Origin of the sequence: Macrococcus psychrotolerans, from assembly GCF_038095555.1 — a bacterium.
In the GTDB taxonomy this organism is placed as follows: Bacteria; Bacillota; Bacilli; order Staphylococcales; family Staphylococcaceae; genus Macrococcoides; species Macrococcoides psychrotolerans.
The window spans coordinates 503,018-522,924 of record NZ_CP124591.1; the positions used below are offsets into that span (position 1 = coordinate 503,018).

Sequence of the window (19,907 nt, forward strand, 5' to 3'; positions counted from 1 at the left end):
ACTTGAAAATTGTTGCGAATAAGTATAAATTAATATATTGTACGATAAATATTACAAGACTGTTACAAAGAATAATTAATTGTAAGTATTATAAACATCATTAAATAAAAATATTGTCTGAAGTATATAGATAGTCTGAATAAATGGAGGTATGAAGATGAAAGATAAAAGGATTACAGTTTTTATGTTTTTCCTGTTAACTGTTATCACAGTTTCGATAAAGACATATTTTGCCTATTATATTGATTTATCATTAGGCGTTAAAGGATTAATCCAGAACTTAATATTACTGATGAACCCCTATAGTTTGGTGGCACTAATTTTAAGTGTGTTTTTATTCTTTAAAGGTAGAAAAGCTTATTGGTTTATTTATATTGGAGGGTTTCTGTTAACATTCCTTCTTTATTCTAATGTCGTTTACTTCAGATTTTTCTCAGATTTTATTACTTTTAGTACATTAAACCAGGTGAGCAACGTAGAATCAATGTCAGGTGCGTTGTGGAGTTCATTTAAATGGTATGACTTTATATATTTCCTGGATATTTTTGTATTCTTATATTTATTATTGATGAAAAAGCAGTACTTTTCTACACGTTCATTCAAGAAAAAGTATATCCCGGTTGTAATGGGTGTTTCAGTATCTTTATTTTTCCTGAACCTGGCCTTTGCTGAAACGGATCGTCCCGAATTATTAACAAGAACGTTTGACCATAAATATTTAGTCAAATATCTTGGGCCGTATAACTTTACCGTATATGACGGTATCCAGACGATTCAGAATAACCAGCAAAAAGCACATGCGAGTTCGGATGACTTAGCGCAAGTGCAGTCATATACAAAAACGAAATATGCTGCACCAAATGGTGCTACATTCGGTATTGCTAAAGAGAAGAATGTGATTAAGATTCATCTTGAAAGCTTCCAGACATTCTTGATTAACTATAAAGTGAACGGCGAGGAAGTAACACCATTCTTAAATTCACTTGCTTCAGGAAATAAAGATTTTATTTATTATGATAATTTCTTCCATCAGACTGGCCAAGGTAAGACAAGCGATTCAGAATTAACGATGGATAACTCAATTTATGGCTTGCAGCAAGGCTCAGCTTATTCATTGAAAGGTGATAATACGTATCAGTCGTTACCTGCGATTATGAATCAGCAACAAGGATATTCAACTTCTGTTATGCATGGAGATTATAAAACATTCTGGAACAGAGATCAGGTGTATAAACACTTCGGTATCGATAAATTCTATGATGCGACGTATTATGATATGAGCGAGAAAAACTTAGAGAACTTAGGATTGAAAGACAAAGAGTTCTTTAAAGAGTCAATCCCATATTTAAAGAATGAGAAACAACCGTTCTACTCTCATCTGATCACATTAACAAATCACTATCCATTTACGATTGATAAAGCTGAAGCAACAATAGATTCACCTGAAACGGGTAACCCTACTGTCGACGGGTATGTACAAACTGCAAGATATCTAGATGAAGCAGTTCAGCAGTTTATAGAAGATTTGAAAAAGGAAGGACTCTATGATGATTCTGTAATATTAATTTACGGTGATCATTATGGTATATCTGAAAACCATAATAAAGCGATGGCAAAATTATTAGGCGAAGAAATTACGCCAACAAAATTTATGGACCTACAGCGTACAGGTCTATTTCTTAAAGTGCCAGGTGTTGAAGGTAAGGTTGATCATACTTATGCAGCTCAGGTAGACGTAGCACCGACGTTATTACATTTACTTGGAATTGACGCTAAACCATATGTGATGTTTGGGACGGATTTATTCTCTAAACAGCACAAGGATACTGTAACTTTTAGAAATGGTGATTTCATAACATCAGAATATAAATCGATTAATGGTATCTTTTATAGTAACAAAACAAACCAGCCTCTAACAGATAAAAAGCAAGAGGCTGCAGCAGAAACAATAAAAAGACAAGCTGAAAAAGAATTAGAAATGTCTGATGCGCTTATCAATGGTGACTTGTTAAGATTCTATAACAATCCAGAGTTTGAGAAAATTAACGCTTCAAAATACCATTATGATAATGGTGACGTATCTCAATAATAAAGAAAGCCGGTCAATATAGAAAACTTAAATTGTTTTCTATATTGACCGGTTTTTATTTTGCTGAGGGCCAAGAATCGCATTTTTATTAAATTCAGCGATGAATAAATGATTATTGACGGTGAAAAAAATGCTGACCCTGGCGACAAAATTCAAACGACGCAGAAAACAAAGAACATTTTCTTGGCGCCGTTTTTATTTTGCTGAGGGCCAAGAATCGCATTTTTTTCAACCTTAGCCCAGTGCGACGTCTAATATCATCATAATTGTAAATCCGACCATGAGTCCCATTGTAGCTAAGTCTGTATTATCTCCAGACTGAGATTCTGGTATCAGCTCCTCTACGACTACGAATATCATTGCACCTGCTGCAAATGCAAGTGCGTACGGTAAGAGTGGCGTTACAAGTAAAACAGCACCTGCTCCGATTACTGCAAATATCGGTTCGACGATTGCTGAACCGTGTCCGAGATTAAATGCTTTCATCTTAGACTTACCATCACCATGTATTGGCAAAGATAATGCTGAACCTTCAGGTATGTTTTGAATACCAATACCGATTGCAAGCCCTATTGCACCCATTAGTGCAGCACTATTTCCGCTGACAACACCACCAAATGCGACACCTAAAGCTAATCCTTCAGGAATATTATGCATCGTAATTGCTAAAAAAAGTAATGTAGATTTCTTAAGATTTGTTGATGGTCCTTCATTAACATGCCCAGGATTAGAGGCATTTGGATGGATATGTGGAATAACGACATCGAGCAGGCGGATAAAGAGACCGCCTAATAAAAAGCCGATTGCAGCTGGTAACCATGGTGTTACGCCATTGTCTTCACTAAAACTGATTGCTGGTGATAACAAAGACCAGAAGGATGCAGCAATCATAACGCCCGCGGCAAAGCCTTGCATCGTATTCAGCACTTTATTATTTACAGTCTTGAAGAAAAATACGATAGACGCACCAAGTCCTGTCATCAGCCATGTAAAGATTCCTGCGATTCCAGCCTGTACCATTGGTGATAACTCACTAAACCATTCGAACATATGTACCTCCTTATAAAAAAACTGTATAATATTATATTGATATTTATAATACATAACTATATCATATACGTGTTTAATGAGATATTGTTTCTTATATGAAATAAAGAAAATAAGTGGGAGTTTATATTATGGAAGCATATAAAATAGAAAATTTGACAAAGCAGTACGGTGTAAAAACGGTATTCGAAAACCTTAGCTTAAGCATTTCAACCGGCGATAAAATTGCACTTGTTGGTATCAATGGAACAGGTAAAAGTGCGCTGTTAAAATGTATTGCTGAAATAGAGGAACATAATGGAACAGTGACTCATCCTAATGGATTTACAATCGAGTACGCAGCACAATCGCCTGTACTAGATGAATCACTTTCAATTACTGATAATGTGCTGGATCGTGCGCATCCAGTGATGCAGTTGTTTAAGAAATATAATCACATATTAAAACAGATGGAATCAGATTATAATGACACATTGGCACATGAACTTAGCGAAATTCAGACGCAGATTGAACAAATGGATGGATTTACATATCGCAGCTCTGCAGAAGCAATTCTTACGAAACTCGGAATATTGAATCTTGAGGCGCCGATTACTACACTCAGCGGTGGACAGAAGAAGCGTGTTGCGCTTGCAAAATCTTTACTTAAGGCACCTGATTTACTGTTACTTGACGAACCGACCAACCACCTTGATTTTGAATCCATATATTGGCTCATTCAGTTCATAAAAAATTATAAAAAAGCTGTTCTCATAGTGACACATGACCGTTACTTCCTGAATGAGATTACGAACCGTATTGTTGAATTAAGAAATGGTAAGCTCTATCAGTATCGTGGTAACTACGAAGATTACGTCGTTCAAAAAGCCGAAGATGAACTTATCCTTGCCAATCAGGAACAGAAGGAAAAGCAATTGTATAAACAAGAACTCGCCTGGATGCGCAAAGGTGCGAAAGCGAGAACAACGAAACAGCAGGCGAGAATTGACCGTTTCAGTGATATAGAAGATAAAGTGAAAGCGCAGAAGAAATCGGAAACGATGGAAATCAATCTTCAAAATAAGCGTCTGGGTAAGCAAGTATTTGAACTAGAATCGGTTGGTATGCACTTTGACGATAAAATATTATTTGAAAGCTTCAGTGATATTGTGCAGACGACAGATCGTATCGGTATTGTTGGTCAGAACGGCACAGGAAAGTCCACGCTATTGAATCTGCTTTCTGGAGAGCTTACACCGAAAACGGGGACGATCAAAGTAGGCCAGACAGTGAGAGTCGGATATTACCGACAAGTAGAGATAGAACTTGAAAAAGATATGCGTATGATCGACTTTTTAAGAGAGAAAGCTGAAATAGGTTTCACTTCTACAGGTGAAAAGATTTCCGTTACGCAATTACTGGAACGCTTCTTATTTCCGTCCGCTGTTCACGGTACCTATATTAGTAAACTGAGTGGTGGAGAACGTAAGCGCCTCTATTTACTAAGTATATTGATTCAAGGACCTAACGTATTATTACTGGATGAACCGACAAATGATCTGGATACAGAGACATTGACCGTCTTAGAACAGTATCTTGAGTCATTTAAAGGTGCTGTCATCACGGTCAGCCATGATAGATATTTTCTGAATAAAGCAGTGACTTCCTATTGGTATGTACATGAAAATACAGTTCATAAAATACTAGGAGATTTTGAAGATTACCTGGACTTCAAATCACAGATAGAGAGCAATATTATCGTACAGTCGCCAGAGAAAAGTGAGAAACATAAAAATCAAGAAAAGGGAACAAAACGTGTATCCTATAAAGACAAACGCCGCTTTGAATTTTTGACAGATGCGATTGAATCATTAGAACAGGACATTGCAGATATTGATAATAGAATTGCACAAGAGACGACAAATTATGATAAACTCAATCAATTGACGATTGAACGTCAGGAGAAAGAAATACTATATGAAACGTACTTTGAAGAATGGGATGAACTTTCTGCACGAATGGAGTAGGTTATGAAACACATATTACAAGAGTATTTTGGTTATTCCAGCTTTAGGCCCGGACAGCAACAATTAATAGATTATGCGATAAATAATATTCCGACACTTGGCATTCTTCCGACAGGTGGCGGGAAATCTATATGCTATCAAGTGCCGGGCATCTACAAAGGAGGATTGACGCTCGTCATAAGCCCGCTCATCTCATTGATGAAAGACCAGGTGGATGCACTCAATGCGAGTGGTATTAAAGCTAGCTATATCAATTCTTCATTAACGAAACAGGAAATGCGTGCAGTTGAAACGCAATTAATTTCAGGTGAGTGTCAATTTCTGTATGTTGCGCCTGAACGATTTGATAATTATTCTTTTCAGCAGCTGTTATACGCCCTTGATATTCGACTTGTCGCTTTCGATGAGGCACATTGCATATCAAAATGGGGACATGACTTTAGACCCAGCTACCGTGACGTCGTACAAAAGGTGATGACGTTACCTCATCATTTTACGCTTATGGCATTAACAGCGACGGCTACCGTAGATGTTAAGAAAGATATATGCAGCTTACTGCATATTCAACTGGAGCATGTTGTTGAAACAAGTACAAAAAGAGAAAACTTGAAGTTCATCGTAGACCCGACGTATCAGAAACAAAAGATGGTGATTGACTATATAAAGAGTCATAGTGATGCATCAGGAATTATCTATGCCAGCACAAGAAAGCAAGTAGAGTTGTTAAGTGAAGTGTTTGAAGTGAATCAGATTCGTCATACATTCTATCATGCCGGACTTAAGAAGGAAGAAAAAGAACGTAATCAAAGTGCTTTCGTTCGAGATGATATTCCGGTAATGATTGCAACGAATGCATTTGGAATGGGGATTGATAAATCCAATGTCAGATATGTCATTCATTATAATATGCCGCAGGACTTAGAGAGCTATTATCAGGAGGCAGGGCGTGCAGGCCGTGATGGTTTGAAGAGTGAGTGTATTTTAATGTATTCAGAAGCGGATATTAAGCTGCAGCATTTCTTTATTGAGACAGCGCCTGAACCAGTGCAGGAATTAAAGAAAGACAAACTGAGTAAAATGATTCAATATACGAAGACGAAGCGCTGTCTGCAGTCAACCATCATTAATTACTTTAATCCAAATGAACCACTGAAAAATTGTGGTCAGTGCTCTAACTGTCTGAGCCAGGATGAGAACTATAATATGACGACAGAAGCGAAACAAATATTAAGTTGTCTGATCCGCATAAAGATTCCTGTAACTAAACATCTGCTTTCTAAAGTGCTGCACGGAGAAAATGATGATCAGATTCACAACGAATCACTGCACAAGCTCTCTACTTTTGGGTTATTAAAGGACTGTGAGGCGAGCGCTGTGCAATCATTTATCGATACGTTAATCTTTAATGGCTATATAAGAATCCATGATCACTATCTATATTGTGATGAAGCAGCAAAAGCTATCTTATTTAATGATGAACAGGTGATGACATATTATAAACCGAATCAATACAATGAGAAAGTAAAAATTACAACGATAGGTGCTGTAGATGATACATTGTTAAGGGCACTTAAGACCGCACGTAAAGAATTAAGTGAACGGCTGGATATACCACCATTTACTATATTTTCTGATCATACACTTGAGCTCTTTGCTGATAAAAAACCTGTTTCTAAAGAAGATATGATACTAATCGAAGGTGTCGGATCATATAAGCTAAAACATTACTGCCCAAAATTTATTGAAGTGATTCAGGATTATGTAAGCTAATGTGTTGTTTAACTTCTAGAGTTTAGGTTATATATATTACATTAAATTCTATAAGAGGTGCAACATGATAAAATTTAAACATGTATCGAAACGTTATGGTGAAAATACGGTTGTGGATGATATCAACTTTGAAATTGAAGAAGGAGAGTTCTTTGTTATCATCGGACCTTCGGGTAGTGGAAAGACAACGACATTGAAGATGATCAACAGATTGGTTCCGTTGTCGGAAGGTTACATTTACTTTAAAGATCGACCTATCAGTGATTACAAACTTGATGAGATGCGCTGGGATATCGGCTATGTACTACAACAAATTGCATTATTCCCTCATATGACAATTAAGGAGAATATTAGTCAAGTACCTCTTATGAAGAAATGGTCTCAAGAACGTATCGATAAAGATGCGGTGCACTTATTGAATATGGTTGGACTTGAAAGCGAAGCATATTTACATCGTTATCCTGATGAATTATCCGGCGGACAGAAACAACGTGTAGGTGTTGTTCGTGCGTTAATGGCGGATCCTCCAGTAATATTGATGGATGAACCATTTAGTGCACTAGATCCTATCTCACGTGAAAAGCTGCAGGATGATCTCATTCGTCTTCAATCAGAAATTAAGAAGACGATAATCTTTGTTACACATGATTTATCTGAAGCTTTGAAGCTTGGTGATAGAATATGTTTGATGAATAATGGGAAGATAGAACAGATTGGAACACCTGAATCATTCATCAATGCCCCGAATAATGAATTTGTTAAGACATTTATGGGTGATGCGGTGCAAATTAAGCAATATGCTAGAAATATAATGAGGCCAATCGATGTAGCTACTTCAGCACAAGTAGCACCGGATACTTCATTGCATGATGTCTATGCCTTACTCACTGAGCATGAATATATCGCTGTAATGGAAGATACAAGAAGAATTGGTGTTATATCACGCAATGACGTATTACGTCAACTGAGTAAGGAGGCGATGTAATGAATACGTTATGGCAGACGTTTAGTGAACGTAAGTATGAATTATTGCAAGCATTGTTCGAACATATTCAAATTTCATTTATTGCTTTATTAATTGCAACATTCATTGCGATACCGATTGGAATCTATTTGACACGTCATTCGAGGATTGCTGAACCTATTATTAATGTGACAGCGGTATTACAGACAATTCCATCTCTTGCATTGCTCGGGTTGATGATTCCACTATTCGGTATTGGGCGAGTGCCGGCAATCATAGCCCTCGTCATCTATGCTTTACTGCCGATTCTGCGCAATACATATACAGGAATCAAAGAAGTAGATCCTTCACTGAAAGAGGCAGCGAGCGGAATCGGTATGAATACATTCCGTCAGCTGACAAAGGTTGAAATTCCTTTAGCGATGCCGGTCATTATGGCTGGTATCAGAACAGCGATGGTCTTGATCATCGGTACTGCGACACTTGCAGCATTTATAGGTGCGGGTGGCTTAGGAGATTTAATTCTTCTTGGTATAGACCGTAATAATACAAGCATTCTCCTGTTAGGAGCAATTCCGGCAGCACTACTTGCATTAATATTTGATTTCCTGTTAAAGCGTATGGAGAAATTGAGCTACAGAAAGCTTATCTATATTCTCGGTGTGATGCTGATTGTATTCTTACTTGTAGCAGTGGGACCTTTATTATTTGGTAAAGAAGAGAAGCTGAAATTTGCAGGGAAGCTTGGAACAGAACCAGAGATTATTACAAATATGTACAAATATGTCATTGAAGAAAAGACAGATGCCTCAGTTGAGGTTTCACCAGGTATGGGTAAGACAACATTTTTATTCAATGCTTTGAAATCAGATAATATTGATGGCTACCTGGAGTTTACAGGGACAGTGCTTGGAGAAATCACTAAAGAAGATCCTGAGGCAACGACAGAAGCTGAAGTTTATCAGCAGGCTAATGAAAGTCTGAAGAAAAAATATGACATGGCTTTACTAAAACCAATGAAATACAACAACACATATGCACTCGCAGTAAAGAAAAGTTATGCTGAAGAACATAACTTAAAAACGATATCTGATCTTGAAAAGGTGAAAGATGATATCAGAGTAGGGTTTACTTTAGAATTTAATGATAGAAATGATGGTTATAAAGGAATCCAGAAGAAATATAATATCAAGTTTAATAACGTGAAGACGATGGAACCGAAGATTCGTTATCAGGCAATTGATCAGAATAAGATAGATCTGATGGACGCTTATTCAACGGATGCAGAACTTAAGAAATATGATATGGTCGTGCTGAAAGATGATAAACACCTATTCCCACCATATCAGGGTGCGCCTTTATTAAAACAAAGTACAATTGAGGAACATCCACAGGTTGTCGATGCATTAAATGAACTTGCAGGTAAGATTACGGATGAAGAAATGCAGAAGATGAACTATGAGGTTGCATATAACAATAAGACGCCAGAAAGTGTCGCAAAGGCATATTTAAAAAAAGAAAAGATTATAAAATAAATTAATTTGTTAAAAAGATAGCAAAAATTTGCTATCTTTTTTTATTTTCTCTATCATAATATAAAATGAATTGGAGGGTCTAATATGAAACCACAACTAGAAAGTCTAGGCGTCTACAAGGCGGGATTATCAGAGGAAGCATTAAAGCGCAAGTTTAATGTTGAGGGAGACTTCAGCAGACTGGCATCGAATGAAAATCCAATGGGCCCGTCCCCGGAAGTATACAAAGCCATTCGCTCACAAGATGCACTCAACTATTATCCTGATCCAGAAGCGGTACACTTAAAAGCATCACTCGCTCACTTCTATCAGGTAGATAGTGACCAAATTCTCATAGGAGCTGGATTAGATGAAATTATCATGATGATTTCGCGTGCACGTCTGAATCCCAAAGGCCACATCCTGACGAGTGAAGGTACTTTTATTCAGTATACGACACATGCACTGATTGAAGATAATGAAGTGGTCAGTGTACCGTTGAAGGAAGGGAAGTTTGATCTGGAAAGTTTTAAAGATAAGATGAATGATGAGACAAGTATCATCTGGATCTGTAACCCGAATAATCCGACAGGTACTTATGTTACTGAAACAGAATTAACTGGATTTTTAGAGAGTGTACATGAAGATGTAATGGTCGTACTGGATGAAGCATACTTTGAATTTGTTCTGCGTGAGGATTATCCAGATGGCGTAGCGTTACTTAAACGCTTCCCGAATCTGATTGTGCTCAGAACATTCTCTAAAGCCTATGGGTTAGCAGGACTACGTGTAGGATATGCCATAACATCTAAAGCATATATTGATGTGTTCAATAAAGTAAAGCTGCCGTTTAACGTGACAGCACTTTCGCTAGTCGGAGCAATTGCTGCATTAAAAGACCAGCAATATTTAAAGGATTATGTTGCTCATAATGATAAAGAACGTAATAAATTCTTTGAAGCGGATTACAAAGAACACCTTATAGATAGCGTAACAAACTTTATATTTGTGAAGACGAATCAGGCTGAAGCGTTATTCGAAGCATTGATTAAGGGTGGAGTAATTGCTAGACCGATGCCTAACGGGGTAAGAATATCAATTGGTACGCGTGACGATAATGAAAAAGTTCATAAAGTACTCAATTCATTCTTCAGTTAATCAAATTACTACAATTAGCAATCTAGATTGCTTATAATAATAGTAATACAGGATAAAGGATGATTATGATGAGACAGTCAATTGCAATTGATATGGATGAAGTACTTGCAGATACATTGAAGAAAGTTATCTTTCAGTTTAATGAAAGTGCAGGTATGTCCTTAACAAAAGAAGATTTGTACGAAAGGAAACTTCGCACAGAATACCCAGAACACGTGGATAAATTAGACAAGCTGTTACTAGATCGAGGTTTCTTTAGAGATTTAGAAGTATTTCCTGATGCAGTACGTGTCGTAGAGCGACTCAACCATCATTATGATGTCTATATTGCTACAGCTGCGATGGATGTGCCGACATCATTCGATGCAAAATATGAATGGCTGAGAGAGCATTTTCCATTTTTAGATCCACAGCATTTTATCTTCTGCGGTAATAAAAGCATTGTTGGAACAGATTATCTGATAGATGATAATCCGAGACAGCTGCGCGCATTTAAAGGCAAAGGTATTATCTTTGATGCGGTACATAACCGAAGTATTTCTGAATTTGATAGAGTAAATTCATGGAACGATGTTGAACGTTATTTCCTGGATAAATAGATACTAAGCTTTATATATGTAACGACAACACCCAAACCATATCTATATGGTTTGGGTGTTGTCGTAATAATGATAGTATCTATATCTATTAAAATAATGTATTCACTGGCGCTGTTAAGATCTTAAGTTTATTTGGAACAATCGTAACGTCAAGCGGTGTCACAAGATCAATTTCTCCGTCTACATCTACTGACAGTTCATCTTTTGTTTTCAGATGAACATGTTCTCCGGAGATGTGTTCAATATTCTGACTGATTTCATTCCAGTTGACTTCTGATTTCTCACCGATCATGTCTGTAAATGATTTAAGGCCGCTATCTTTAAAGATGAATACATTGAGAATGCCGTCACTTGGTGAAAGTTCAGATAGTGGTATGCGATTTCCGCCGATAAACTGACCGTTTGCGATAATAATCATAGAAGATGTACCATATGATTTGGTGCCATCAACTTCAATTTCATACTCAAAGAAGGTAGGATTAGAGACATTTTTGATCATAGAGAAGAAGTAGCTGAACTTGCCGATTTTACTCTTTACTTGTGGATTGACCCCTTCAGAGTTATCAACCATGAGACCCATTCCTGCAAAGTTAAGTGCATAGCGTTCATTAGTCTTTAGCACATCATAATATTTAACTTCTGACTCGAGTAGCTGAGTAGCAGCACGTACAGGGTCCGGGTTTAGATTTAACGTTTTTGTGAAGTCATTAAATGTGCCACCTGGGAGGATTCCGATTGGTTTATGGTAGCCGCCATCAATCATCCCGTTAATCAGTTCATGTACAGTACCATCACCACCAAGAATAAGAAATATATCATATGGCTGTGAAGACTGTGTAAGTAGTTCATAGATCTCACCTTGCTCTAAGCTTCTGTAGATTGTTAAATGGGTAATTATCTGTGATAGATGCTTTGTAACCTCTCCGATGATTTCGTGTACATCACCTTGTCCTGCTTTATCGTGATAAAATAATATGCCGTTATTAAATTTATGCACATTGACACCTTCTTATTGTTATTTGTTATGTTATATTATATACCTCGTTTGCCCAAATTAAAAACACAGCGCATAGGCGCTGTGTCTAGTGAATACCATCCATTTTCTTTGAAATCCATTTATTCATTAACAATATGATAACAAACAGTATCATGGCAATCGTACCAATAAAAATAAAGTATTTCGTATAACCAAGTGGTTCTATAAGTTTTACAAACTGTGCATTTAATCCTTGAGCTGTAGCATTCGATAAGAACCATAAGCTTAGCATTTGTGAATTAAATGCGACAGGTGCCAATTTAACAGATACCGAAGAACCTGTCGGGGATAAACATAATTCTCCGATAACACATAGTAAGAAAGATAAAACTAGCCATAACGGATTGATGAGGTGTGTCTCATTTTGTGTTAATGGAAGAATCATCACTAAGAAACTCAATCCTGCAAACAAAATCCCTAAAGTAAATTTAAATGGTGTCGTTGGATTACGCTTACCTAATTTAATCCATAATGTCGAAATGACAGGTGCTAATATTACGATAAATAATGGATTTAATGATTGGAAGTATGCAGCTGGCAACGTATAATCAATACCAAATAAAGGTTTCAAGTCCAGCTGAGTTCTTTCAGCTGCAAATAATGCCAGGGTATTTGCGCCTTGTTCCTGAATGACCCAGAACATTACACTCGCTAAGAACAATGGAATATATGCAAGTAATCTTGAACGTTCAGTTGATGTCACATCCTCACTTCGATACATAGTGAACCAGTAGACGATAGGGAGTACAATGCCGAGAATCGTTACGACGAATGAAAATGTATTAAATGTAAGGATTCCCATCATTAAAGTAACTACAATGATACTAATAAGTGCAATTGCTGCGATAACAATGTTTCTTGAGTAACGTTTCTTTTCTTCGCCTTGTAATAGGTTTGTAGGCTCATTTCCGACTAAACCGAGTGATTTACGATTGAAGATGATATATACGACTAATGCAAGCGCCATGCCAAGGGCTGCTGCTAGAAATCCGATATGATAGTTATATTGTTTTTGGAGTGCACCAACAATTAATGGGGAAAGAAAGGCACCCATATTAACAGACATATAAAAAATTACAAAACCACCATCCATACGACTATCATTTTTATGATACAGTCCGCCGACGACATTAGAAATATTGGGTTTCATTAATCCGGATCCCACAATAATTAAAAACATAGATGCTAGAAATGTAGGAACTCCAAACGGTAAGCTCATTGCAATATGTCCGAGCATAATTAATGTTGCCCCGTAGAGCAGGGCTTTTCGGGAACCAATCAATCTATCGGCAACCCAGCCACCTAAAATTCCTGTCATAAAGATCAATGATCCATACATCGATCCAATACTCGCGGCAGTTGTCTTATCTATACCCAGCCCACCGTTAGCAACCGTATCATACATGTAATAAATTAAGATTGCGCGCATCCCATAATAACTGAAGCGTTCCCAGAACTCTACAAAGAATAGAATCCCTAATCCTCTAGGATGTCCGAAAAACCCAGTCTGTGGTACACTTTGTACCATTTCTTCACGGGAGTATTTCGTTGTTTCCATAATTTCACCTTCCGTAATAAAAATATTCTGAAAATTAATGTTATTTCAGAATATAATTTTACCATTAAATTAATATCATTCAATAACTTTTTAAAAAGACGAAATTTTCAAAAAGTTGATATGCTAGTTTCGTTTAAAGAGTTAAAGTGTTATGTTTTAATTTTAATATAATATATTAATTATAATATGTATTACTAATATAATAATTTCACGATATTAAGCAACTCAAAAACACCCTTAAAGCATCCTATATACTTTAAGGGTGTTAAAATTTATAAAGTTATTAGTGAATCCCTTTCATGAAGCGTTTCATAAAAGGACTTACAATAAGTAATACAATCCCTAATCCGATTGTAACCATTCCGATGTTACCGAAGTATGTTGCGTTATTAACAGTATCATAATATTTAACGAGTACTTGACCGTTAAATAACTGCGCGACTGTGTTTGCTAAGAACCATATACTCATCATTTGAGATGCGAATACACTCGGTGCAAGTTTTGTTGTTACTGATAAACCAGTAGGTGATAAGCAAAGCTCAGCCATTGTTACTAGCAAGTAGCTTAATACTAACCAGGCCGGATTCATTAAAGCGTCGCCGTTATGCGTTAATGGATAAACCATCACGACATAGCTGAAACCTGCTAAAAATAGTGCGATACTGAACTTAACTACTGTTGGTGGATTAAATCGTCCAAGTTTTACCCATAACCATGCAAATAGTGGTGCAAGTGTTACTATAAATAATGGGTTTAGTGACTGGAACCAAGCTGGTGGAATTACAAAGTTAATGGCACCATTTGTCACTTTAGCTAAATCTAACTGTGTATTCTTATCGGCAAACGCAGCAAGGATTGTTGAACCTTGCTCCTGAATTGACCAGAATACAACAGATGCTAAGAATAATGGAATATATGCTGCTACACGTGATTTCTCTTCAGATGTCGTCTTTTTGGATACGAACATCATAATAAAGTAAACAACTGGCAGACCAATACCCAGTGCTGTTACAAGTGACATAAATGTTTGTAAGTTTAAGTTTCCAGTAAGTTGGGCGAATAAGAAATAAATTACAAATGCAATAACAATCACTGTTACATATGTGAGTGTTTTCTTTTTATCTTCAGGTGTTACTGGGTTTGGGATGTCCAATCCAGATAGCCCTAAAGTGGGTTTAGCACGTAATACATAAATAATTAGTCCAAAGAACATTCCGACAGCTGCAACAGCAAATCCGTAATGGAATCCGGCATTTTTCTGTAGCCATCCGACAATTAATGGTGAAATAAATGCACCTAAGTTAATAGACATTACAAATAGTGTGAATGCTGAATCTACCTTCGGATCGTTCTTCTCATAAATTTCTCCGACATTTGAAGAAATATTCGGTTTAAGCAATCCTGTACCTAAAATGATAAATAATAGTGCGACAAGTAACAAGGTGAAGTTATTCGGTAGAGATAGTAATATATGACCGATCATGATGAGAATCGCGCCATATAATATGGCTTTTCGCGTTCCGATAAATCGGTCAGCAAGCCATGCACCTACCACACCGCTCATATAGATCATCGCACCATATATTGATACGATTTGTAATGCAAGTGCATCAGGTAATCCAAAACCGCCATCTTTAACAGAATAATATAAGTAATAAACTAATATTGCTTTCATTCCATAGTAACTGAAACGTTCCCAGAACTCAGTTATCATAAGTGTAAACAGACCTTTAGGATGTCCAAAGAATCCAGTTCTCGGCATACTATTTACAATTTCTTCCCTTGTATGTTGAGACATTCATTTTCCCCCTTCAAATTTAAATACTATAATAAGATAATATTGTACACCTAAAAGAATATTTAGACAATTCGAATTTTGAATAATTTTAAAAAGAATGTAAATAATAAAAATAACGAAGCGGAGATTTTGAAATCTCTCAGCTTCGTTATACCGTGCTATCTATTTGTAATCGTTTCAGGATATAAATCATGATTCATCAGACGATAAGATGCCATTTCTTCATATTTAGTTCCTGGGCGCCCGTAGTTCGTATATGGATCAATTGAAATACCACCACGCGGTGTGAACTTACCCCATACTTCAATGTAGTGTGGGTCCATAAGTTCAATTAAATCATTCATAATAATATTCATACAGTCTTCATGAAAATCTCCATGGTTTCTGAAGCTGAATAAGTATAGTTTTAATGACTTTGATTCAACCATCTTGATATTTGGAATATAGCTGATATAAATTGCAGCGAAGTCGGGTTGTCCTGTAATCGGACATAAACTTGTGAACTCCGGACAATTAAACTTAACAAAATAGTCACGACCTTGATGTTTGTTATCAAATGACTCTAATATTGTCGGGTCATATTCATATAAATATTTATTGTTCTGATTACCAAGTAACGTAATATCCTGTAATTCTTCTTTTTGTCTTCCTGACATAATAGCCTCCTGATTAATGTTGTTTCACTTTTGCTTTTACAAACATATAGTAGCTCGCAAAGAATATTATAATATATCCGAGATAACTTAGTAAGTCCGGGGTCTCATTAAATAGAATAAATCCTATAATTGCACTGAATAACACAGTCGTATAAAAGAATATTGAAATATCTTTCGCTGGTGCATAGCTATAAGCGATTGTTAATCCGAATTGTCCGAGCGTAGCAAATAGGCCGGATAGAATCAGATAGATGATCTGCGCATTTGTCATGGGTTGATATGTCAGCAATGTGAGTGGAATAAGTACAATTGTTGATACGAACGAAAAGTAAAACACAGTCGTATAGAACTTCTCTTTTGAACCGAGTACACGTAATGTTGTATAGGCAAGTCCTGCAAACATGGCGCCAAGGACACCTATTATGGCAATATACATATCTGAACTGAAATTCGGCTTAATGATAAATAGAGCACCAATAAATGCAATTATCATGCTGATGAATTGATACTTTTTAATATATTCCTTTAAAAACCATGCACAAAATAAAATAGTGAAGAATGGACTGAGTTTATTCAGCATATCTGCATCACTTAACACCATGCGGTCAATTGCATAATAGTTAAGAAGCACACCAATCATTCCAAAGACACTTCTTAAAATAAGCGTTAGCTGGTTCTCTCTATGACCAAAAAGAGGCGCTTTATACTTGTATACGAAATACAGAGGAAGGATTATTCCGATAATATTACGAAACAATGATTTCTGTATGACTGGCAAATCTCCAGAGAGCTTTACGAAGGCACCCATTAAACTGAAACCAACCGAAGCAGCAACCAACCATAATATTCCTTTTATTTTATTATTCATATGTGTCCTCCTTTTTCAGTAATATGAATATATTTTCAATAATTTAAATACAAAATTTCTTACGTTTATCAAAGTGAGCAGTAGCAAAGGTTTGCTCGTTTTCTTCAAAAGTCAACCCTAAAAATATAAATTTTTACAAGGTTTAAACGTTGAAAACCCCTTTATAAATGCTATAATTATTCGTATATCTTGTGGTTGTTGGAAAATATACCACTATATCTTGTGTTCGGTATTGATGCGAACACAATACTTGCGAATTGCTAAAAGTCAAGCACATAATACATAAATTTTTGGGTAGTTTTAAAGATAGTTTTAATATTATTGTTCACAACTGCTTTTAAATGAGAGGAGTGATATTATGCTCATCGTCTATTATTCGCTCACTGGAAATGTGAAACGTTTTATACAGAAAACAAAGTATGCAAATACATTAACTCTAGATCAAGCGGAAGGTATAAATGAACCGTATATCATTGTAACAGGAACGATAGGGTTTGGCGAGATACCGGATCCAGTTAGACAGTTTCTGGACCGTCATAGTGCAAATTTAATAGCTGTAGCAGCCAGCGGTAACAGAAACTGGGGTCAGAACTTTGCACGTGCAGGAGACTTAATAAGTAGTACATATCATGTGCCATTATTAATGAAGTTTGAACTACACGGTAATGATAAAGATGTGAAAGAATTTAATATAAAGGTGGAAGAAATCAGTGAATATCGCACAAGAGAAACAGTACAATCATATTGAACTTAATAACCAGGTCACAAAACGTCGAGAAGATGGCTTCTTTGATATTGATAAAGATCAAGAAGCGCTTAAAGTTTACTTAGAAGAAATAAAAGATAAAACGATAACATTTGATACACCGATTGCGCGTCTTAAGTATCTCGTTGAACAAGATTTTTATTATGATTTATTTAATGAATATAACGAAACAGATTTGAACGATATTATTAAGTATGCACAAGACATTGAATTTAACTTTGCGAGTTATATGTCGGCAAGTAAATTCTTTAAAGATTATGCATTGAAAACAAATGATAAACAGCAATATCTAGAAGATTATAAAGAGCATGTTATTATTGTAAGCCTATATTTAGCTAAAGGTGATGTAAATAAGGCGAAACAATTAATCTCTGCGATGATTGAGCAACGTTATCAACCGGCGACACCTACATTTTTAAATGCAGGCCGTGCAAGACGCGGTGAGCTTGTATCTTGTTTCTTATTAGAAGTAGATGATAGTTTAAATTCTATCAACTATATCGACTCAACTGCGAAACAATTATCTAAAATTGGTGGCGGTGTTGCAATTAACTTGTCAAAGTTACGCGCACGAGGAGAAGCAATTAAAGGCATTAAAGGTGTGGCTAAAGGTGTATTACCTGTAGCTAAAGCGCTCGAAGGCGGATTTAGTTATGCGGACCAGCTAGGACAACGTCCAGGTGCAGGTGCTGTATACTTAAACATCTTCCATTATGACGTGCTTGAGTTCTTGGATACGAAGAAGGTAAATGCTGATGAAGACTTACGTTTATCAACGATTTCTACTGGACTTATCGTACCAAGTAAATTCTTTGATTTGGCGAAAGAGGGCAAAGATTTCTTTATGTTTGCACCACATACAGTGGAACGTGAATATGGTTTAACGCTAGACGATCTAAACATTGATGAAATGTATGACGAACTTGTGGAAAATCCAAATATTATGAAGAAATCTAAAGATGCACGTGAAATGTTAAACTTGATTGCTCAAACGCAACTTCAATCGGGTTATCCATACTTAATGTTTAAAGACAATGCGAACAAAGTGCATGCAAATTCGAATATCGGTCAGATTAAGATGAGCAATTTATGTACAGAAATCTTCCAATTACAAGAAACATCCATTATTAATGATTATGGCACTGAAGATGAAATCAAACGAGATATTTCATGTAACTTAGGATCATTGAATATTGTGAATGTAATGGAATCTAAGAAATTTAAAGATTCAGTACATACTGGTATGGATGCACTTACAACTGTGAGTGATGAAGCGGATATTAAAAATGCTCCTGGTGTGGCAAAAGCAAATCGCGAACTGCATTCGGTTGGGCTTGGTGTCATGAACCTACATGGCTACTTAGCAAAGAATAAAATTGGATATGAATCAGAGGAAGCGAAAGAATTCGCAGCGACGTTCTTTATGATGTTAAACTATTATTCATTAGAACGCTCTATGGAAATTGCCCTTGAACGAAATGAGACATTCGCAGACTTCGAAAAGTCAGATTATGCATCTGGTACTTATTTCGACAAATATATTGTGAAAGACTATAGACCTACAACAGACAAAGTTGTTGAACTTTTTGAAGGGATAGCAATCCCAACGCCAGAAGATTGGGCAGGTCTTAAAGAAAAAGTGATGGAAAATGGACTATTCCATGCATATCGTCTTGCTATTGCACCGACACAAAGTATCTCTTATGTGCAAAATGCAACAAGTTCTGTTATGCCGATCGTTGATCAGATTGAGCGTAGAACTTATGGTAATGCTGAAACATTCTATCCTATGCCATTTTTATCACCTGAAACAATGTGGTTCTACAAATCAGCATTTAATACAGATCAAATGAAGTTGATTGATCTAATTGCGACAATTCAGGAACATATAGACCAAGGTATCAGTACAATATTATTTGTGAACAGTGATATTTCTACGAGAGAACTTGCAAGACTATACGTATATGCACATCATAAAGGTTTAAAATCACTGTATTACACAAGAAATAAATTGTTAAGTGTTGAAGAATGTACAAGCTGCGCAATCTAAATCATTAAAGGCTGAATTATCAGCCTTT

Annotated in this window: 15 protein-coding genes; 9 read left to right on the forward strand and 6 right to left on the reverse strand. The window is 36.3% G+C overall.

Going from position 1 to position 19,907, the window contains the following annotated elements; all coding sequences use genetic code 11:
* Positions 1-151 precede the first annotated feature (151 nt).
* Complete coding sequence (gene ltaS / locus QA539_RS02635; RefSeq protein ID WP_419895396.1) at positions 152-2,089, forward strand: polyglycerol-phosphate lipoteichoic acid synthase LtaS; 1,938 nt, start codon at positions 152-154, stop codon at positions 2,087-2,089.
* Positions 2,090-2,323: 234 nt separating this feature from the next.
* Here ltaS and QA539_RS02640 read toward each other — a convergent pair whose 3' ends face one another.
* Positions 2,324-3,139: a ZIP family metal transporter gene (locus tag QA539_RS02640; RefSeq protein WP_219494022.1), complete on the reverse strand. Its 816-nt coding sequence runs from the start codon at positions 3,137-3,139 to the stop codon at positions 2,324-2,326.
* 128 nt (positions 3,140-3,267) lie between these two features.
* On the opposite strand from QA539_RS02640, the gene QA539_RS02645 reads away from it, so the two are divergent.
* From QA539_RS02645 to QA539_RS02675, 6 genes are all read left to right on the forward strand, one after another.
* Positions 3,268-5,142: an ABC-F family ATP-binding cassette domain-containing protein gene (locus QA539_RS02645; RefSeq protein ID WP_419895397.1), complete on the forward strand. Its 1,875-nt coding sequence runs from the start codon at positions 3,268-3,270 to the stop codon at positions 5,140-5,142.
* Between the two features lie 3 nt (positions 5,143-5,145).
* Complete coding sequence (gene recQ, locus QA539_RS02650; RefSeq protein WP_419895398.1) at positions 5,146-6,912, forward strand: DNA helicase RecQ; 1,767 nt, start codon at positions 5,146-5,148, stop codon at positions 6,910-6,912.
* 64 nt (positions 6,913-6,976) lie between these two features.
* On the forward strand, positions 6,977-7,897 hold the full coding sequence (locus QA539_RS02655; RefSeq protein ID WP_423245839.1) for an ABC transporter ATP-binding protein: 921 nt from the start codon (positions 6,977-6,979) through the stop codon (positions 7,895-7,897).
* The gene (locus QA539_RS02665) at positions 7,897-9,411 is read left to right on the forward strand and encodes an ABC transporter permease/substrate-binding protein (RefSeq protein WP_419895399.1); all 1,515 of its coding nucleotides are present in this window, start codon (positions 7,897-7,899) and stop codon (positions 9,409-9,411) included. Before QA539_RS02655 ends, QA539_RS02665 begins: the two co-directional genes overlap by 1 nt.
* An 84-nt stretch (positions 9,412-9,495) precedes the next feature.
* On the forward strand, positions 9,496-10,548 hold the full coding sequence (gene hisC / locus QA539_RS02670) for a histidinol-phosphate transaminase (protein ID WP_283721825.1): 1,053 nt from the start codon (positions 9,496-9,498) through the stop codon (positions 10,546-10,548).
* A 65-nt stretch (positions 10,549-10,613) separates the two neighbouring features.
* Entirely contained in the window at positions 10,614-11,147 is a 534-nt protein-coding gene (locus QA539_RS02675) for a 5' nucleotidase, NT5C type (RefSeq protein WP_219494034.1), read from the forward strand.
* Positions 11,148-11,235: 88 nt separating this feature from the next.
* On the opposite strand, the gene QA539_RS02680 is transcribed toward QA539_RS02675, so the two are convergent.
* The 5 genes from QA539_RS02680 to QA539_RS02700 all read right to left on the reverse strand — a co-directional run bounded on the left by QA539_RS02680 (position 11,236) and on the right by QA539_RS02700 (position 17,063).
* A complete protein-coding gene (locus tag QA539_RS02680) occupies positions 11,236-12,144 on the reverse strand; it encodes a diacylglycerol/lipid kinase family protein (RefSeq protein ID WP_283721824.1) in 909 nt (302 codons plus the stop codon).
* Positions 12,145-12,229: 85 nt separating this feature from the next.
* Complete coding sequence (locus QA539_RS02685) at positions 12,230-13,741, reverse strand: peptide MFS transporter (RefSeq protein ID WP_283721823.1); 1,512 nt, start codon at positions 13,739-13,741, stop codon at positions 12,230-12,232.
* Between the two features lie 283 nt (positions 13,742-14,024).
* Positions 14,025-15,539: a peptide MFS transporter gene (locus QA539_RS02690; RefSeq protein WP_219494038.1), complete on the reverse strand. Its 1,515-nt coding sequence runs from the start codon at positions 15,537-15,539 to the stop codon at positions 14,025-14,027.
* Between the two features lie 158 nt (positions 15,540-15,697).
* Positions 15,698-16,198, reverse strand: coding sequence for a preQ(1) synthase (queF, locus tag QA539_RS02695; protein WP_219494808.1), 501 nt, complete (start codon positions 16,196-16,198; stop codon positions 15,698-15,700).
* 10 nt (positions 16,199-16,208) lie between these two features.
* Positions 16,209-17,063: a DMT family transporter gene (locus QA539_RS02700; RefSeq protein ID WP_419895400.1), complete on the reverse strand. Its 855-nt coding sequence runs from the start codon at positions 17,061-17,063 to the stop codon at positions 16,209-16,211.
* Between the two features lie 358 nt (positions 17,064-17,421).
* Here QA539_RS02700 and nrdI point away from each other — a divergent pair, with 358 nt between their 5' ends.
* Both nrdI and nrdE read left to right on the forward strand, forming a co-directional pair.
* The gene (nrdI, locus tag QA539_RS02705; protein ID WP_283721821.1) at positions 17,422-17,811 is read left to right on the forward strand and encodes a class Ib ribonucleoside-diphosphate reductase assembly flavoprotein NrdI; all 390 of its coding nucleotides are present in this window, start codon (positions 17,422-17,424) and stop codon (positions 17,809-17,811) included.
* A complete protein-coding gene (gene nrdE, locus QA539_RS02710; protein WP_419895401.1) occupies positions 17,774-19,879 on the forward strand; it encodes a class 1b ribonucleoside-diphosphate reductase subunit alpha in 2,106 nt (701 codons plus the stop codon). Before nrdI ends, nrdE begins: the two co-directional genes overlap by 38 nt.
* The last annotated feature ends 28 nt before the right edge of the window (positions 19,880-19,907 follow it).

Excerpts from the sequence above, each read along its gene's own strand:
- ltaS (WP_419895396.1), top strand. The coding sequence starts at position 152 with ATGAAGATGAAAGATAAAAGGATTACAGTTTTTATGTTTTTCCTGTTA.
- QA539_RS02640 (WP_219494022.1), bottom strand. The coding sequence starts at position 3,139 with ATGTTCGAATGGTTTAGTGAGTTATCACCAATGGTACAGGCTGGAATC.
- QA539_RS02645 (WP_419895397.1), top strand. The coding sequence starts at position 3,268 with ATGGAAGCATATAAAATAGAAAATTTGACAAAGCAGTACGGTGTAAAA.
- recQ (WP_419895398.1), top strand. The coding sequence starts at position 5,146 with ATGAAACACATATTACAAGAGTATTTTGGTTATTCCAGCTTTAGGCCC.
- QA539_RS02655 (WP_423245839.1), top strand. The coding sequence starts at position 6,977 with ATGATAAAATTTAAACATGTATCGAAACGTTATGGTGAAAATACGGTT.
- QA539_RS02665 (WP_419895399.1), top strand. The coding sequence starts at position 7,897 with ATGAATACGTTATGGCAGACGTTTAGTGAACGTAAGTATGAATTATTG.
- hisC (WP_283721825.1), top strand. The coding sequence starts at position 9,496 with ATGAAACCACAACTAGAAAGTCTAGGCGTCTACAAGGCGGGATTATCA.
- QA539_RS02675 (WP_219494034.1), top strand. The coding sequence starts at position 10,614 with ATGATGAGACAGTCAATTGCAATTGATATGGATGAAGTACTTGCAGAT.
- QA539_RS02685 (WP_283721823.1), bottom strand. The coding sequence starts at position 13,741 with ATGGAAACAACGAAATACTCCCGTGAAGAAATGGTACAAAGTGTACCA.
- QA539_RS02690 (WP_219494038.1), bottom strand. The coding sequence starts at position 15,539 with ATGTCTCAACATACAAGGGAAGAAATTGTAAATAGTATGCCGAGAACT.
- QA539_RS02700 (WP_419895400.1), bottom strand. The coding sequence starts at position 17,063 with ATGAATAATAAAATAAAAGGAATATTATGGTTGGTTGCTGCTTCGGTT.
- nrdI (WP_283721821.1), top strand. The coding sequence starts at position 17,422 with ATGCTCATCGTCTATTATTCGCTCACTGGAAATGTGAAACGTTTTATA.